This is a genomic window from Thioclava sp. 'Guangxiensis', assembly GCF_045348365.1.
GTDB lineage: Bacteria > Pseudomonadota > Alphaproteobacteria > Rhodobacterales > Rhodobacteraceae > Thioclava > Thioclava kandeliae.
On record NZ_CP155822.1, the window covers coordinates 2,146,984 to 2,161,839 of the forward strand.

The 14,856-nt window shown below is 62.1% G+C and carries 12 protein-coding genes; 3 read left to right on the forward strand and 9 right to left on the reverse strand.

What is annotated here, in order from left to right:
• Positions 1–84: 84 nt before the first annotated feature.
• Complete coding sequence (gene ligA / locus ABEB22_RS10620; RefSeq protein WP_406870247.1) at positions 85–2,205, forward strand: NAD-dependent DNA ligase LigA; 2,121 nt, start codon at positions 85–87, stop codon at positions 2,203–2,205.
• Positions 2,205–4,295, forward strand: a complete 2,091-nt coding sequence (gene recG / locus ABEB22_RS10625) for an ATP-dependent DNA helicase RecG (protein WP_406870248.1) — start codon at positions 2,205–2,207, stop codon at positions 4,293–4,295. The genes ligA and recG overlap by 1 nt, the downstream gene beginning before the upstream one ends.
• A gap of 340 nt (positions 4,296–4,635) precedes the next feature.
• Here the strand turns inward: recG and ABEB22_RS10630 are convergent, their stop codons facing one another.
• Entirely contained in the window at positions 4,636–6,045 is a 1,410-nt protein-coding gene (locus ABEB22_RS10630) for a methyl-accepting chemotaxis protein (protein WP_406870249.1), read from the reverse strand.
• Between the two features lie 56 nt (positions 6,046–6,101).
• Positions 6,102–6,533 carry an iron-sulfur cluster assembly scaffold protein gene (locus ABEB22_RS10635; RefSeq protein WP_406870250.1) on the reverse strand — a complete coding sequence of 144 codons (432 nt, stop codon included), beginning with the start codon at positions 6,531–6,533 and terminating at the stop codon, positions 6,102–6,104.
• A gap of 61 nt (positions 6,534–6,594) precedes the next feature.
• Here ABEB22_RS10635 and hisI point away from each other — a divergent pair, with 61 nt between their 5' ends.
• Positions 6,595–6,957 carry a phosphoribosyl-AMP cyclohydrolase gene (hisI, locus tag ABEB22_RS10640; RefSeq protein WP_339112932.1) on the forward strand — a complete coding sequence of 121 codons (363 nt, stop codon included), beginning with the start codon at positions 6,595–6,597 and terminating at the stop codon, positions 6,955–6,957.
• On the opposite strand, the gene gluQRS is transcribed toward hisI, so the two are convergent.
• The 7 genes from gluQRS to ABEB22_RS10675 all read right to left on the reverse strand — a co-directional run bounded on the left by gluQRS (position 6,954) and on the right by ABEB22_RS10675 (position 14,684).
• Positions 6,954–7,784 (reverse strand): tRNA glutamyl-Q(34) synthetase GluQRS, encoded by an 831-nt coding sequence (gluQRS, locus tag ABEB22_RS10645; RefSeq protein ID WP_406870251.1) that lies wholly within the window; start codon positions 7,782–7,784, stop codon positions 6,954–6,956. The two genes, hisI and gluQRS, sit on opposite strands and share 4 nt — an antisense overlap.
• A 6-nt stretch (positions 7,785–7,790) precedes the next feature.
• Positions 7,791–9,134, reverse strand: coding sequence for a methylenetetrahydrofolate--tRNA-(uracil(54)-C(5))-methyltransferase (FADH(2)-oxidizing) TrmFO (gene trmFO, locus ABEB22_RS10650; protein WP_350937571.1), 1,344 nt, complete (start codon positions 9,132–9,134; stop codon positions 7,791–7,793).
• 158 nt (positions 9,135–9,292) lie between these two features.
• The gene (locus ABEB22_RS10655) at positions 9,293–9,643 is read right to left on the reverse strand and encodes a DUF6614 family protein (protein WP_339112929.1); all 351 of its coding nucleotides are present in this window, start codon (positions 9,641–9,643) and stop codon (positions 9,293–9,295) included.
• 245 nt (positions 9,644–9,888) lie between these two features.
• Complete coding sequence (locus ABEB22_RS10660) at positions 9,889–10,593, reverse strand: porin (protein ID WP_339112928.1); 705 nt, start codon at positions 10,591–10,593, stop codon at positions 9,889–9,891.
• Positions 10,594–10,689: 96 nt separating this feature from the next.
• On the reverse strand, positions 10,690–13,500 hold the full coding sequence (gyrA, locus tag ABEB22_RS10665; RefSeq protein WP_406870252.1) for a DNA gyrase subunit A: 2,811 nt from the start codon (positions 13,498–13,500) through the stop codon (positions 10,690–10,692).
• A gap of 144 nt (positions 13,501–13,644) precedes the next feature.
• Positions 13,645–14,109: a disulfide bond formation protein B gene (locus tag ABEB22_RS10670; protein WP_339112927.1), complete on the reverse strand. Its 465-nt coding sequence runs from the start codon at positions 14,107–14,109 to the stop codon at positions 13,645–13,647.
• The gene (locus ABEB22_RS10675; RefSeq protein ID WP_339112926.1) at positions 14,106–14,684 is read right to left on the reverse strand and encodes a YqaA family protein; all 579 of its coding nucleotides are present in this window, start codon (positions 14,682–14,684) and stop codon (positions 14,106–14,108) included. The genes ABEB22_RS10670 and ABEB22_RS10675 overlap by 4 nt, the downstream gene beginning before the upstream one ends.
• Positions 14,685–14,856: the final 172 nt, after the last annotated feature.

Here is a 14,856-nt window from a genome sequence, read left to right on the forward strand (position 1 = left end):
TTGTGCCTGCGATGCGCTGGACGAGGGCAGGAGAAGATCATATCTGTGGGGCGCGCGATCGAGCTTAGACACAGGACCCCGCCCATGACGACTTCCGCCACTCCCATCGGTGATTTGACTAAAGAGGCCGCTGTGCAGGAGGTGGAGGAGCTCTCGGCAAAGCTCGGGCAGGCCAATCAGGCCTATCATACCGAAGATGCCCCCGAGATTTCCGACGCGGATTATGATGCGCTCAAGCGTCGTCTTCTTGCCCTCGAAGAGGCGTTTCCGGAGTTGCGTCGCGCGGATAGCCCGACGCAAAAAATCGGCGCGGCACCCGCTGATGGCTTTGCCAAGATCCGCCATGAACAACGAATGATGAGCCTCGGCAATGCCTTCGAGGACGCAGATGTCGAGGATTTTGTCCGTGGTATCCGAAAATATCTGGGACTTGCCGCCGACGCGCCCCTGCCGTTTACGGCGGAGCCGAAGATCGACGGGTTGTCGCTCTCGCTCCGGTACGAGCAGGGAAAACTGGTTTATGCGGCCACTCGCGGTGATGGCGAGACCGGCGAGAACGTCACCGAGAATGCCAGAACCATCCCCGATATCCCGAAGAGCCTGCAGGGCGCGCCCGATATTCTGGAGGTGCGCGGCGAGGTCTACATGGGCCATGCCGATTTCGCGGCGCTCAATGAGGCGCAGGAAGAGCGTGGCGACAAGCGCTTTGCCAATCCGCGCAACGCGGCCGCAGGCTCCCTGCGCCAGCTCGACCCCAAGGTGACCGCGCGCCGCCCGCTGAAATTCTTCGCCTATGCGTGGGGCGTGCTCTCGGCCCCGCTGGCCGAGACGCAGAAAGGCGCCATCGAGCGTCTGGCCGAGCTCGGCTTCTCGACCAATCCGCTTACGAAGCTCTGCACCGGATCAAAGGAGATGATCGCGCATTACCACGCGATCGAGGCGGATCGCGCCGCTCTGGGCTATGATATCGACGGCGTCGTCTACAAGGTGAACGAGCTTGCATTGCAGGGACGTCTGGGCTTCCGCTCGACCACGCCGCGTTGGGCGATCGCCCATAAATTCCCTGCCGAACTGGCCTGGACCCAACTCGAGAAAATCGAGATTCAGGTCGGTCGCACCGGCGCACTTAGCCCCGTGGCCCGTCTGACGCCGGTGACCGTCGGCGGTGTCGTGGTGTCCAATGCCACGCTCCATAACGAGGATTACATCGCAGGGCGCGATTCCAGGGGGGCGGAAATCCGTGGCGGGCGTGATATCCGGGAGGGAGACTGGGTGCAGGTGTATCGCGCCGGTGATGTGATCCCGAAGATTGCCGATGTCGATCTGAGCCGCCGGAGCGAGGACGCTCAGCCCTATGATTTCCCGCATCACTGCCCCGAATGCGGGTCCGACGCGATCCGCGAGGAAGGCGATGCGGTGCGCCGTTGTTCGGGCGGCCTGATCTGTCCGGCCCAACAGGTCGAGAAGCTCAAGCATTTCGTCTCGCGCGCGGCCTTCGATATCGACGGGCTGGGTGCCAAACAGGTCGAGGCTTTCTACGAGGATGGCTGGGTCAGGGAGCCGGTCGACATCTTCCGTCTGCGCGCGAATTACGGGCCGGGTCAGGTGCGGCAGTTGAAAAACCGCGATGGTTGGGGCGAGAAATCCGCGCTCAAGCTGTTCGATGCGATCGACGATCGGCGCGAGATCGCGCTGGCGCGGGTGATCTTCGCGCTCGGCATCCGCCATGTGGGCGAGCAGACCGCCACGCTGCTGGCACGCCATTACGGCAATTGGACCGCTTTCGAGGAGGCGATGACGCAGGCTGCCGAAGGCAATGCCGCATGGGAGGATCTCATGGGGATCGACGGTGTCGGGAAGGTTCTGGCCGAAAGTGTTGTGAGCACTTTCCATCAGGAGGCCGAGCGCGGCTCCATCGACCGGCTGATTGCCGAGCTGGATGTGCAGGAAGCCGAAAAGCCCAAAGCCGATAGCGAGGTTGCGGGACTGACCATTGTCTTTACCGGCACGCTCGAGAAGATGACGCGCTCGGAGGCCAAGGCGCGGGCCGAGGCGCTGGGGGCGAAGGTGGCGGGGTCGGTCTCAAAAAAGACCGACATTCTTGTGGCGGGGCCTGGTGCCGGATCGAAGGCCACCAAAGCCGCCGATCTGGGTGTGCGGGTGATCGATGAGGACGAGTGGCTCACGCTTGCCGGACAGGGCTGATGGCAGGGCGTCCCGAGATCCTGTTTCCGCTCTTCGGCAAGCTTGAAAGCCTGCCGGGGATCGGCCCGAAGCTCGCGCAGACCATGGCGCAGGCGGGGATCGAGAAGCCCCGCGATCTGCTGCTGACTTTGCCCTACAGCCTCATTGACCGGCGGCCGGTTCCGACGGTGAATGGCATGCCGCATGGGCAGGTGGTCACGACCGAGGTCACCGTGCTGCGCCATATCAAGGCATCTCGGGCGGGGGCGCCTTCGCGGGTGATTGTCGAAGATGCCGAGGTCGAGATCACGCTGGTCTTCTTCCGTGGCAATGACCAGTGGTTCCAGAAGCAGCTGCCCTTGGGCGAGCGCCGGATCGTGTCGGGCAAGATCGAGATCTATGAGGGCCGCGCGCAGATCGTGCATCCCGATTTTATCCTGCTGCCCGATGAGGTAAAGGACATCCCGCGCTTCGAGCCGGTCTATCCGCTTTCGGCGGGGATCACGCAGAAGGTGATGGGCAAAGCCTCAGCCGGCGCGTTGGAGCTGTTGCCGGAGCTGCCCGAATGGATCGACCCCAATCTGAAAACGCGTGAGGGCTGGCCCGATTGGGCGCAGGCCATGCACGGGGCGCATGCGCCCGAGGATCTGGCACAATGTATGCCGCAATCGCCCGCGCGGCTGCGGCTGGCCTATGACGAGCTCTTCGCCCATCAGCTCACTCTGGCGCTGGCGCGACGCACTGCCAAGCGCAAGCCGGGCCGTGTCACGCAGGGCGACGGCAGGATCGCGGCGCGCATCCTGAAGGCGCTGCCCTATAGCCCGACTGCGGCGCAGAGCCGCGCCGTGGCCGAGATCCGCGCCGATATGGCATCGGACAAGCGGATGAACCGCCTTTTGCAGGGTGATGTGGGCGCAGGCAAGACGCTGGTGGCGTTGCTCGCACTGGTTACGGCGGTCGAGGCGGGCGGGCAATCCGTGATGATGGCGCCCACCGAGATCCTCGCGCGCCAGCATATGGAGGGGATCGGCCCCATGGCGCGTGCGGCGGGCATCCGGGTCGAGTTGCTGACTGGGCGTGACAAGGGGTCGGATCGCGCGGCCAAGCTCGAGGATCTGGCCGCAGGGCGGATCGACATTCTGCTCGGCACCCATGCGGTGTTCCAGAAAGATGTGCAGTTCCACGATCTGCGTTTCGTGGTGATTGATGAACAGCACCGTTTTGGCGTGGCACAGCGCATGGAATTGGGGGCCAAAGGACAGGCGGTGGATATCCTCGTGATGACCGCAACGCCGATCCCGCGCTCGCTGGCGCTGACCCAATATGGCGATATGGATGTCTCGATCCTTGACGAGAAGCCACCCGGACGGACGCCGGTCAAGACCGCGCTGATCGCCGACGAGCGGCTGGCCGAGGTCACCGCACATCTGGCGCGCGCGGTCGAGGAGGGGCGGCAGGCCTATTGGGTCTGCCCGCTGGTCGAGGAAAGCGAGAAATCCGATCTGCAATCCGCCGAGGAGCGGTTCAAGCATCTGCGCGCGACGCTTGGCGATGAGGTGGTGACGCTGGTCCACGGTCAGATGAGCCCTGCCGACAAAGATGCCGCGATGGCGGAGTTCGTGTCGGGGGCCAAGCGGGTTCTGGTGGCGACGACGGTGATCGAGGTGGGGGTGAACGTCCCCAATGCCTCGATCATGGTCATCGAGCGGGCGGAGAGCTTCGGGCTGGCCCAGTTGCACCAGCTACGCGGGCGCGTGGGGCGGGGGGCTGCGGCCTCGACCTGTCTGTTGATGTATCGTGCGCCGCTGACCGAAACCGGCGAGCGGCGTCTGAAGGTGCTTCGCGATAGCGAGGACGGGTTCCGCATTGCCGAGGAAGACCTCGCGCTGCGGGGCGCGGGCGATATGATCGGCACGGCGCAATCGGGGTTGCCGCGCTTCCGTGTGGCCGATCTCGAACGTCAGGCAGGGCTGATGGCCACCGCACAGACGGATGCGCGCGCGCTTCTGGAACGCGACCCGACGCTCGAGAGTGAGCGCGGGCGCGCAGCGCGCACCTTGCTCTGGCTGATGGAACAGGATCGTGCCATCCGTCTTATTTCCGTAGGGTAATCTAAAACTTTCTAAAAATGTTCTTTACTTGTTCTCATTTAAGTGAGAACAAAGTGGCAACAGATGTAAGGAGGTTACAGAATGCTTCGTAAAATCGGTTCGATGATTGAGGGCGATAATCTTGTGTCCGACGTGCTTGGTGTTGCGTCGATTTGTGTGACCTTCTTCGGTCTTCTGTGCCTTCCGGGGCTTTTCTAAAGCTCTTCTGCCTCGCGCTTTGGCCGCACTGTCCCCGCGGGCCGCATCCTTATCGTTTGCCTGAACGATGCCTCATCACACCAAGGATGCCTTCAAAGCGCATGACTTGCCGCCATCTCCCCGATGGCGGCTTTTTCTTCACCTAGAACGCATAGGCGATACGCAAGCCGCCCCAGTGGCGTCCGTTGACGGTGATCGGCGCAGAGAGGTCTTTCATCAGAACAAAGTTCCCATCTCCCATGTCGCGGCGGTAGATCTGCAGAACAAAGGGCGCGGTGGAACGGCCCGCGCGCAGGCCCACCCGGTCGTCGAAGATCCTGCGGTTCCGGCAATTGGCCACGTTCCAGACGGGATCTTGGCCCTGTGGTTTGGAGAATTTTCGGTTATGGGTTGGCAGATAACCGTTCTGGTCCACGGCGGCGCAGAACACGATCTTCGGGTCTATCTCGAGAGCCGCTTCCTGAATGGGCGGCAGAACCTCATCGGTGAAACCGGTGAAGCGCGTCATGACCTGCAGCGGATCGCTACCCGCGACGGGCTGATACTGCCTATCGAAGAGGGCGGCCATATCGATACGCCCATTGGCCACCGCCGTGGCGAACAGGTCACTGACCCGTGCTGCCTCGTGCTGCACGAACCTGATAAGCGCGGCATCTTCAATCGCTCCGCCAAGCCGGACGGAGTGCTGCACAATGGTTTCGCCAACGGTGATCAGCGCATTGGCGCGGCCCTGTGCCTGCGTCACCTGATCCGCACCCTGGCGCATTGTCTTGGTCATCGCGGCAAAGGCAGGTCCGAAGCGGCTATTGGCCTCCCTGACCTCAGCGGTGCGTTGTGCGATATCCGATATGGCCTGACGGGTCTCGCCGACTGATTGCGTCATGCGCGCCATCGCGCGATCGGTTTCTTCGGTCCCGCTGAGCACCTGAGAGGCATCATTGGTGATAGCTTCTGCCTCGTTACGCAGGGTTTTAATGCCGCGGTCCAAGCCCTCGATCGCATTGCTGATCCCGTCCGCCGTAGTGGCTGTCTTGCGCGAGAGTTCGTTCACGGCCTCGGCCACCACGGCAAAGCCACGCCCCGCATCGCCTGCACGTACGGCTTCGATCTTGGCATTGATGGCGAGGATGTTCACTTGCGTGGCGATCTGCCGGATGCTGCTATTTTGTGATGTCACCTGCGCCAGCGTCTGGCCGATATCCGCCATGCGTGTGGCCACCGAGGTAACCCAGCCAGCGATCTTATGCGCGTGCTCCGCCGTCTTCCGCATCTGGGCTGCGGTCTCTGTGACATTGCTCTGTGTGCGTTCTGCGGCATCGGACACGGCGCTGATGCCGCTCAGCACGCTCTCATTGGCCGACTGGATAGTATGCGCGGCCCGATCGGCGGCAGCCAGATGGGTGCTCTGATCTGCGGCCGCCATTGCGAGCAAATCCAGTGCGGCTGCGATCTCGACGATCTCGCGCCCAAGCGTAATCGCTTCGCGCCCGATCTGGCTCAGATCATCCGACGCAGGACGGGCCTCACTCGCGGAAAAGGACAGATCATTCATCAAAAAGCGCCTCCACACTTATGGGAGGAGCCTTTCAGAGAAGCTTTGAGAAGCCGTTAATCCTGATCGAAGGCCATCAACGTGGCATCGGGTGCCAGCAGGATAGATCCATGCCGGTTGGGATAGTCCTGAGCCGCGGTCAGAACTTCGTAGTCGCCAAAGGGCGTGTTTGGCACCGGCCCTTGGCCAGCCAGCATCAGTGCCAGGTCGTCGCGCAGTTTTTGCACCTCGGCGCGGGAGCGGCCGATAACATTCTGACCGAAGATCGCAGCAGAGGCCTGACCGAGCGCGCAGGCCCGCACATTCTGGCTGTAACCCGCGATCCGTCCATCCTTCAGATCAAGCGCCACCTCGACCGTCGAGCCACACAGAGGGGCCCGTTTCTTGGCGGTGTGGTGGGGGGCGGGCAGGGGGGCGGTATGGGGAATATCGGCCGCCAGCGCCAGTATGCGCTGCGAATACAGCTTGAACAGATCGCCGTCGCTCATGGTCTTTCCCCTTACTTCCGTTTGCGATAGATAGGGCCTTCACCTTGCAGAGGAAACCCCTATGTCGCTCGATCTTTCCAGCCTGAAATATGATGCCAATGGTCTGATCCCCGCCATCGCCCAGGATGCCGAGAATGGTGAGGTGCTGATGATGGCATGGATGAATGCCGAAAGCCTCGCGAAGACGCTCGAGAGCGGCCATGTGACCTATTGGTCGCGTTCGCGCCAGAGCTTCTGGGCCAAGGGCGAGAGCTCGGGGCATATGCAGCATCTGGTCGAGCTGCGCATCGATTGCGACCGTGATTGTCTGCTGATGAAGGTCACGCAAAAGGGGCCGGCCTGCCACACCAACCGCCGCAGCTGCTTCTATACATTGGTCGAGAATGGCCACGAGGTCATCACCTCCGAGCCGATGGACGACTAAAGTCCGACCATCGCCCGTATCTCGGCGGGCGATGCGCCCTCGTGGCGGTAAAGCGAGATGGCGCGCGCATCATCGCGCTTGGCCAGCCGCTTGCCATTCTCGTCGCGGATCAGTCGGTGGTGATGGTAGCGCGGCGTGGGCAGCTCCAGCACCGCCTGCAACAGCCGGTGCAGCATCGTCGCCTCCGCAAGGTCCGCCCCACGGATGACATCGGTGATGCCTTGTTCGGCGTCATCGACCACCACCGACAGATGATAGGCGGCCGTGCCGATATCCTTGCGCATCAGGACGATATCGCCATGGTCCTGCAGCAGGCGGGCAGGGTCGAGCACATGCTGTCCCGCCCCAAGGCCGGTTTCTTCCCATGTCAGCGGATGCTGGATCGAGCCAAGTGCCGCCGCCATATCCAGCCGCACCGCATCGCCCTCCTGCGGATATTCGCCTTTGCGGTGGCGGCAGGTGCCCGGATAGAGATGGGGGGCGCTCACTCCTTCCTGCGGTGCAGACAGCGCCTCCTGGATATCGCGGCGCGTGCAGGCACAGGGATAGGCCAGCCCGCGGTTGATCAGATCATGGATCACGGCCTGATAGGTCTCGCGCCGGTCCGAGAGCCGCATCACGGGTTCGGGCCATGACAGCCCCAACCAGCGCAGATCCTCGTGGCAGACTGCTTCGTATTCGGGGCGGCAGCGCTGCGTGTCGTTATCCTCGATCCGCAGGAGGAAGACGCCGCCCTCGGCCTGCGCCCTATCCCACGCAAGAAGCGCGGAATAGGCATGCCCCAGATGCAGAAGCCCCGTGGGCGAGGGAGCAAACCGCGTGCGCATCGGCCCTCACTTGGGCTGGGCGTCAAGCCACGCGGTGAACTGCTCTTTCGCGCGGTCGGTATAGAGTTTGTAGCGGTCCTTGCGGCCGCGCCGCCCGCCACGCGCCTCGACCGGCGGGAAAAGCCCGAAATTCACATTCATCGGCTGGAAGGTCTTGGCCTCCGCGCCACCAGTGATGTGGTTCACAAGGCTGCCCATTGCGGTCTCGTATGAGGGCGGCGGCAGATCGCGGCCAAGGATCTCGGCGGCGGCCATCCGGCCTGCCAGAAGCCCCATGGCCGAGGATTCCACATAGCCCTCGACGCCGGTGATCTGCCCCGCAAAGCGGATATTGGGGCGCGATTTCAGTCGCATCTGATTATCCAGAAGCGTGGGCGAGTTGATGAAGGTATTGCGGTGGATGCCGCCCAGCCGTGCAAAACTCGCATTCTGCAGGCCCGGGATCATCCGCAGCACTTCGGTCTGTGCGCCATATTTCATCTTGGTCTGGAAGCCTACGATATTATATAGCGTGCCCAATGCGTTATCGCGGCGCAGCTGCACGACGGCATAGGCTTTCTCTTCGGGCTTATGGCTGTTGGTCAGGCCGATAGGCTTCATCGGACCATGGCGCAGCGTCTCGCGTCCGCGCTCGGCCATCACCTCGATCGGCAGGCAGCCATCGAAATATTTGGCCGTCTCGCCATCATGGAACTCGGTCTTGTCGGCGGCCAGCAATGCATCGATGAAGGCCTCGTATTCGGGCTTGGTCATCGGGCAGTTGATATAGGCCGTGCGTTCCTCTTCGGTCTCGCCCTTGTCATAGCGCGATTGCAGCCAGGCCGTGTCCATATCGATCGTGTCGAAATAGATGATCGGGGCGATGGCATCAAAGAAGGCCAGCGCATCGGCACCGGTCTCGAGGCGGATGCTCTCGGCCAGCGCGCCCGAGGTCAGCGGGCCGGTGGCCACGATCCAATGCCCGTCCTTGGGCAGTTCGGTAATCTCGCCATAGCGCGTCTCGATCAGCGGGTGATCCTTGATCGCACGGGTCACACCTGCCGAGAACGCATCGCGGTCCACGGCCAGCGCGCCCCCTGCGGGCAGGCTGTGACGATCGGCCATCGACATGATCAGACCGTTCGCGGCCCGCATTTCCCAATGCAGGAGCCCCACGGCGTTCTGCTCGTCATCATCCGAGCGGAAGGAATTCGAGCACACCATCTCGGCGAAATCACCGGTGCGGTGGGCAAAGGTTTCAACGGTGGGGCGCATCTCGTGCAACACGACACGCACGCCTGCGGATGCGGCCTGCCACGCGGCTTCGGAACCGGCCATGCCGCCGCCAAGGATATGGAGTGTATCTGTCATGGCGCGGGTCTAGGCCAAAGCCGGTAATTTGAAAAGAGACATTCTCGTGGCCAAGCCAACTGGAGCGTTGAGGAGACACAAGGCCCCCTCGGGGCGGGCCACAGGCCCGATCCCGCGCGCGGTGAAGGGGCTCGATGCCGCTTTGCCGCGCGGGACCCTCAGATCAGCGCGATGCGCTCGCGGCGCTCCGGGTCGGGGAACTCGCGGTAGAGCCCCACGCTGCTTGTGGCGATCATACCATGCATCAGGTCATATTTATGAGCCAGCGCATCGTCGCCATGCCCCACGGCGCGGAACGCCTCCTCGAGCATGGCCATATCCGTCACCTCAATCTCCAGCAGGAAATCGGCCTGACCATCGGCCCCGAGCCCCAGCTTGCGCCGCATCAGCCGCCACGAGCGGATCAGTCCGCGCTCCTGCAAAGCCCCATACCAGCCATCGGCTGCCGCAGCAAAAGCCAGCGCCTTACTGCCCGAATTCAATTCGATCATACAATGATAGAGATTCATCTCCGCCCTCCCGGTCACGCCTCGAAAAGAGCAGGAACATTTTGATATTCGATTAAAAAAAAGCCCCTCAAAAAGAACCTTTCTATCGGTTTTTACACAAACCTTTCGAGGCTAGGGACGGCATCCTTCTACCCGCGCTGGTTGCAGGCTGTAATAGGCCAGAGCGGAAACAGGGATCACCAGTTTCTGCATATGAAAAGGCGACCCCCAAGAGGGCCGCCCCTGATCTTGCGCAGATCGCCCGTTCAGTGGCCGACGATCAGATCCGACAGGCTGTGATCGCTGAAGCTCACACCACCCTGACCCAGATCCGCACGCAGGCCGATGCCTACATAGCTTTCCGCATCATCATGATTGGCATCGTTGAAGCCCAGCTCGCCCGTCATCGCATAGCCATTGCCCAGATCATATTCACCGGTGGCCGCATAGCGGCGGCCCGTAACATCATCGGTGTCGTAATAATCAAGGCGGCCGCCAACCTTGACCTGCGAATTCAGCGGCATGGTTGCGGAGACATTATAGAGGTTGCCCTGCATATCGGCATCATCGCTCTTGACGTGATTATAGGCGCTCTCCACCGAGAACATGCCATAATCGCCCTTATACTCGACGCCCAGCGTGGTGTAATCATCGCCGTCGATCCGCTCGAAACCGGCACGCGCACCGAATTTCATCATGCCATTCATATTGTAGATGGCATGGAGCGCGGTGGTATGGCCATCCCAGCTGTCATCCCAGTAGCGATTGAGCGCCATATCGCCCTGAAGCGAGAATTGCGGCGTGAAGCCGACTTCCATCTGCCCACCGATGTTGGTGCGCGACTGGTCGCGCGAATCCGCGTCGAGATAATTGAAATGTGAAGCGCCGACATTGGCGCCGACGATATCGGCCGCATGGGAGGCCATGGGCGCGAACCCTGCCAGCAGGGCGAGGATGGCTGTCTTTTTCATATGTCTACTCTGCTCGTTGGTCTGTGATCTTGCGCCACAGATTCTGGTAAGCCGTAAAGGAAAGGGCAGGTCACATCGCTGTGCCTGCCCTTGGTTTTACTCGTCTTCGGAAGCGCCGTCAGCGGGTGGCGTATCGTCAGTCTGTGACGTTTCCGTGATTGGCAGGTCCTCGCCATCCTCATCACCCTGATCGGCGATACGGGCGACCGAGACCACCGTCTCGCCGACAGCCGTATTGAAGACCCGCACACCGCCTGCGCCACGCGAGCGGAAGGAGATCCCGTCCACCGGACAGCGGATCGACTGGCCGGTCGAGGTGGCCAGCATGATCTGGTCTCCCATTTCGACAGGGAAGGATGCCACGAGATCGCCGCCGCGCATCTTCTTCTCGAAGGCGGTGACGCCCATGCCCCCACGCCCGCGCACGGGGTAGTCATGGCTCGAGGAGGTCTTGCCAAGGCCCTTGGCGGTAATCGTCAGGATCAGGTCCTCGGCCGCCGACATTTCGGCATAGCGCTCGGGCGAGAGCTGGCCGCCCTCGACGGCTTCCTCATCCTCGTCGGCCTCGACGCCGTCTTCCTCGGTGACACCCGCCATGAGACGGCGCTGTTTGAGATAGGCCGCACGTTCCTGCGGATCTGCCTCGAAATGCCGGATGACCGACATCGACACGACCTCGTCATCGCCCAGAAGCTTCACGCCGCGCACACCGGTCGAGGCGCGCGAGTTGAACACCCGCACTTCCGGTACGGGGAAGCGGATCGCGCGGCCCTTGGCCGTGACCAGCATCACATCATCATCTTCCGAGCAGATGCGGGCATTGATCAGGCGCATGCCCGCATCCTCGCCCTCGAATTTCATCGCGATCTTGCCGTTGCGCATGACATTGGTGAAATCCGAAAGGCGGTTGCGGCGGACGGTGCCTGCCGAGGTGGCAAAGACCATCTGCAGATCGTCCCACTCGGCCTCGTCGCGGTCCACCGGCGTGATGGCGGCTATGGAGACGCCCGCAGGGATCGGCAGAATATTGACGATCGCCTTGCCCTTGGAGGCACGCGAACCGGCCGGCAGCTGCCAAGTCTTCATCTTGTAGACCATGCCTTCGGTCGTGAAGAACAGTAGCTGCGTATGGGTATTGGCCACAAACATCGTGGTCACCGCATCATCATCCTTCAGACCGCCGCCCGACAGCCCCTTGCCACCGCGTTTCTGCGAACGGAAATCGGCCAGCGGCGTGCGCTTGATATAGCCCGACTGCGTCACAGTCACGACCATATCCTCGCGCTCGATCAGATCCTCGTCGTCGATATCGCCGATGAAATCGGCAATCTCGGTGCGGCGCGGGACGGCGAACAGCTCGCGCACTTCGCGCAGCTCGTCAGAGATGATCGCCATGATCCGCTCGCGCGAGGCGAGGATAGCGAGGTAATCCTTGATCTTCTCGGCCAGTTCCGCCAGCTCGTCGGTGACTTCCTTCACCCCGATCTGGGTCAGGCGCTGCAGGCGCAGATCGAGGATCGCGCGGGCCTGCACCTCGGAGAGGTTGTAGGTGCCGTCATCATTGACCGGATGCAGCGGGTCATCGATCAGTTTCAGATATTCGACGATATCATGTGCGGGCCAGCGCCGCGTCATCAGCCGCTCGCGGGCCTCGGCCGCATCGGCCGAGGAGCGGATCGTGGCCACGACCTCGTCCACATTCGAAACCGCCACGGCGAGACCGCAGAGCACATGGCTGCGCTCGCGCGCCTTGCGCAGCTCGAACGCGGTGCGACGCGCGACCACTTCCTCGCGGAAGGTGATGAAATGCGACAGGAAATCGCGCAGGGTGAGCTGCTCGGGGCGGCCGCCATTGAGCGCCAGCATGTTGCAGCCGAACGAGGTTTGCAAAGGCGTCAGGCGGTAGAGCTGGTTGAGCACCACATCCGGCGTCGCATCGCGCTTCAGCTCGATCACCACGCGCACACCGACACGGTCGGATTCATCGGCAATGTTGGAGATGCCTTCGAGGCGCTTGTCGCGCACCAGCTCGGCGATCTTCTCGATCATCGAGGCCTTGTTGACCTGATAGGGGATCTCGTCGACCACGATGGCGAAACGGTCCTTGCGAACCTCCTCGATGCGGGTCTTGGCGCGGATCACCACCGAGCCACGGCCCTCAAGGTAAGCCTTGCGCGCACCGCTACGGCCAAGGATCAAACCGCCGGTCGGGAAGTCGGGGCCGGGGACGATCTGCATGATCGCCTCGGTCGACATATCGGGATTGTCGATCAGGGCAAGGGTCGCATCGACCACTTCGCCCAGGTTATGCGGCGGGATATTGGTGGCCATACCCACCGCGATACCGCCCGCACCATTGACCAGCATATTCGGGAACCGCGCGGGCAGGACGACCGGCTCGCGGTCCTTGCCATCGTAGTTGTCCTGAAAATCGACGGTGTCTTTCTCGATATCGGCCAGCAGGAAGGCCGCGGCCTTCTGCATGCGGACTTCCGTGTAGCGCATGGCGGCGGCACTATCGCCATCCATCGAGCCGAAATTGCCCTGACCATCCAGAAGCGGCAGCGACATCGAGAAGGGCTGGGCCATGCGGACCAACGCATCATAGATCGCGGCATCGCCATGGGGGTGGTATTTCCCCATCACGTCGCCCACCGGACGCGCCGATTTGCGATAGGGCTTGTCATGCGTATTGCCCGTCTCATGCATCGCATAGAGGATGCGGCGGTGCACGGGCTTGAGGCCGTCACGCAGATCAGGGATCGCGCGCGATACAATTACGCTCATCGCGTAATCGAGATAGGCCGTCTTCATCTCGGACGCGATGGAGACTATGGGAAACTGTTCAGAGGAGGGGCGCCCCGCCCCGTTTTCCTCGGTGTCCGGCGTATCGGGAGTATCGTTCACGCGCGCCTCAATTCTTCTAGATCTTGTTGGACCTTCTTATAGCGCGCCCGAGGGCTGGTATGCAACTTCCAAACCCCGATGAGTGGGCAAAGAAAAACCCGACGGCCTGTCCGGGCCGTCGGGTCAGGTAAAGCGGTGTGGGGTTCAGCGTTTCGCGCCCAGTGCACCGCGAATCCAGAAGAGGCACAGAACGAGCGAGAGGATCACGTTCAGATTGGCCATGGTCACGCCGAACATCTCCCAGGAGATCTGGTCGCACTGGATCAGCGGGGCGGAGTTGATCTGCGCCATGAGATCATCGACCGAACCCGAGACGCCGCTCGAGGTGCAGCTGGTAGGGCCTTGGATAATGTGCCGCTCGACCAGTGAGTGATAGGCGCCGATGCCTGCGGTCGCCAGCGCGGCAACTGCGCCCAGCCACGCGAACTGGCGCGGCAGGCGCAGCGCGAGGATGGCGATCCCTATGACGATGGCCGCAGCATGGGGCCAGCGCTGCAGCAGGCACAGATGGCAGGGCGCAAAGCCAGAAGCCTGAAAGAGGAACGCTCCGGCGAGAAGGGCGGCCGAGCCAAGCGAAGCGAAGAGGATGGAGAGGCGGGAATGGGTCATAGATATTTCACCAGATAGAGCCCGCCAATCAGCAGGACGACGAAGACAGTAAAGACAAGGCCGAGGCGCTTTTCGATGAAGGTGCGCACCGGCTCACCGAATTTCCACAACAGCCCCGCCACGATGAAGAAGCGCAGCGCGCGGGCGAAGATCGACGAGGCGACGAAGAGCGGCAGCGACAGATGGGTGACACCCGAGAAGATCGTGATCACCTTGAACGGGAAAGGGGTCACGCCCGCGATGATCACCGCCCAGACACCGTATTCATTGAAACCCGCGGCCAGCTCGTCGAACTTATCGGCTTTGCCATAGAATTCGAGCACGGGCTGTCCGATACTGTCCATCAGCCCGTAACCGATGCCGTAGCCCGCCAGCCCGCCCGTCACCGAGGCGATCGTGGCCACCAGCGCGATCCGGAAGGCTTTGGTAGGGGCGGCGATGATCATCGGGATCATCAGCACGTCAGGCGGAATCGGGAAGATCGAGCTTTCGAGGAATGCCACCGCGGCCAGCGCCCAAAGCGCATGGCGATGCCCCGCTATCGCGATCATCCAGTCATAGAGACGACGGATCATAATGCCCCCTGATACAGCCTCGCTAAGGGATGCCCCGTCCGCTGCAGGTGGTCAAGCGCTTGCGGGGGAAACCTTCGTGATAGGGCAGTATCTGGCCGGTATTCGACAGAAAAATCATTTCCATAGCCGTTTTGAAGATCTCCGCGTTGACTAAGGTTGTGAAGCCCAGTAA